Genomic DNA, 2,303 nt, shown 5'->3' on the forward strand with positions numbered 1-2,303 from the left:
CAGACCCTATCTCAGATAGACCAGGACATAGAGGATCTTAGGCTCTACTATGCGATGGGCAGGAAGAAGATCGTGGTGATGAATCCTAACGGCGTGGGCATAGCGCATATCAGCGTTACGAACATACTCGGCCAGAGGGTGTACCAGAACGGCAACGCCTATCCAGGGTCCTACAACGAGTACGACCTGCAGGGACTGACAACAGGTATATATATTGTTCAATTGACTACAGATAATAATGCAATATTTTCTAAAAAGATAGTTATAAATTAACCAGATATAATAAAGTTTTTAATCTTGATATGTTGCATTTAAACGATTAAAAAATACAGTTTATCGTTAAAAAGTACAAATTTAGCTTGCTTTTGATTTAAATAAAATGTAGAATTGCATAATACTTTTTTTGTATTTAGAAGTATTTCTTCCCTCAAAACATGAAAATCCATTGATTTAAAAACATTTTTAGTTTGTTAGTAAATGTGACTCATGAGTGGTTTTTGTGTCTAAAGATTACCTATGAATCTACTTATTTAATTAATTATGAAGTTAAAAATACTTGTTATTGGTGTTTTGTTTGTTCTTATAAATAGTATAACCTATTCACAAACAAATGCAAATAGTATACAATCTGGTGTTACGTTTCAATGGAATGATAATCAGACTACCTACACACAACCCGCTACAATAGAAAGTATCACTGTCAATGGAAATGTTTATTTTTCATTTGGTGTACCAACAGGATACGAATTAACTCAACTTGGGCCTAATGGTCATCCCACGAATAATATTTCTAAAAATGGATCTTATGTAGAAACTACAAGTGCAAGTGCAACATGGAATGCGACAGCATTGGATGCATTCCAATCAAAAAATTTAAATTATTACTTTGAAGCTAATGGAAATGGTCAAAATATTTGTGATAACTATACAGCTGAAGAAACAACGACTTCCCAACGTTTTACTTTGACCTATGATGACGGAATTGTAGCAAGTTCAAGTGGAGTAATTGCCGTAACAGAACAGAACGCCAATAATTGTTATCATATAGAATTTTTTGGAATACCTGAAGATGGTGGACTAGAGCAATCACTAGGTGAAACATTCGTTAATAATGCTGGTACCCAATGGGGATTTGGAGGAACTGGTAGTAGTGGAAACATTGGGACTCCAGGATCTTTAAATCCACCTCCTGTAGGTTCTGATTATTGGTTAAGTGATCGAGTAGTAAGAAATGCCGGAACTTTGGGTATCGCCGTTTTTTACCTAGATGATATAGCACCAACGGGATCATTAATCACAAAGGCAACTTTAACTGCATCTACGTTAGATAATGGTGATGGAAAAATGTTCATTTTGACCTTACCTGATAATGACAAAGATGGTTTTAGTGATGTTGATGATTTGGATGATGATAATGACGGTATAAAAGATATTGATGAATCAAATGGCCTGGATGCGTCAGGTGATCACGATGTAGATGGTATTCCAAATTATCAAGACTCAGATTTTTGCACCTTGAACTCTTCAGGTGTTTGTGCAAATTTAGATTTTGATTCAGATGGTATTCCAAATCATTTCGATTTAGATAGTGATAATGATGGCATTTCCGATGTTCTAGAATCAGGAGGATTAGATACGAATCCAAGTATTTTCGGAGAATCAAATGATGGTAAGGCTTATGGAAAAGTTGGAAGCGATCCTACCACACTCGGAATTCCTTTTTCAGCTGGAAGGGGTACGGCACCAATCAATACAGATGGTGTAGCAGGACATAATTTTCTAGATTTAGATTCAGACAATGATGGCATACCAGATAATATTGAGGCTCAATTAACATTTGGTTATAAAACTCCAAGTGGTATGGGTTCTTTAATATTGGATATAGATGTTAACGGACTGGACGATACATATTCATTTCAAGATAAACTTGTTGATACTGACAATGACAGAATTTATGATTATTTGGACTACGACTCAGACAATGACGGCATACTGGATATCGAGGAGAACGGTATGGCGAATGTACTTTCTGGAGTAGATACAGATAATGATGGATTGGACGATAATTTTGAAGGCAGCAACATAAACGATCCATTGGACGTCAACGACGAGATCAACAACCCAAGTTCTTCCATTTTACCAGATATGGATTTGGATAAAAGTTCTGGAGGCGATTTAGATTATAGAGACTTATTCGATATAAATCCAGCTTACACATCTACCCTCGACTTCGACGGCGTTGACGATTATCTTTACGGTGGCAGTATTCTGGACGGCGAGGGCGAGCTGACCATGATGTCGTG

1 protein-coding gene and 1 pseudogene are annotated in these 2,303 nt (G+C 36.4%); both read left to right on the forward strand.

Features of this window, described 5'->3' with window-relative positions:
- Positions 1-273: T9SS type A sorting domain-containing protein (locus tag ACFWV9_RS16105; RefSeq protein WP_411896258.1), on the forward strand; the 273-nt coding region annotated here is incomplete at its 5' end.
- Between the two features lie 267 nt (positions 274-540).
- Positions 541-2,303, forward strand: a pseudogene (locus ACFWV9_RS16110) (hypothetical protein); the annotation flags it as partial.

The organism is Winogradskyella sp. A2, assembly GCF_046762865.1.
GTDB lineage: Bacteria > Bacteroidota > Bacteroidia > Flavobacteriales > Flavobacteriaceae > Winogradskyella.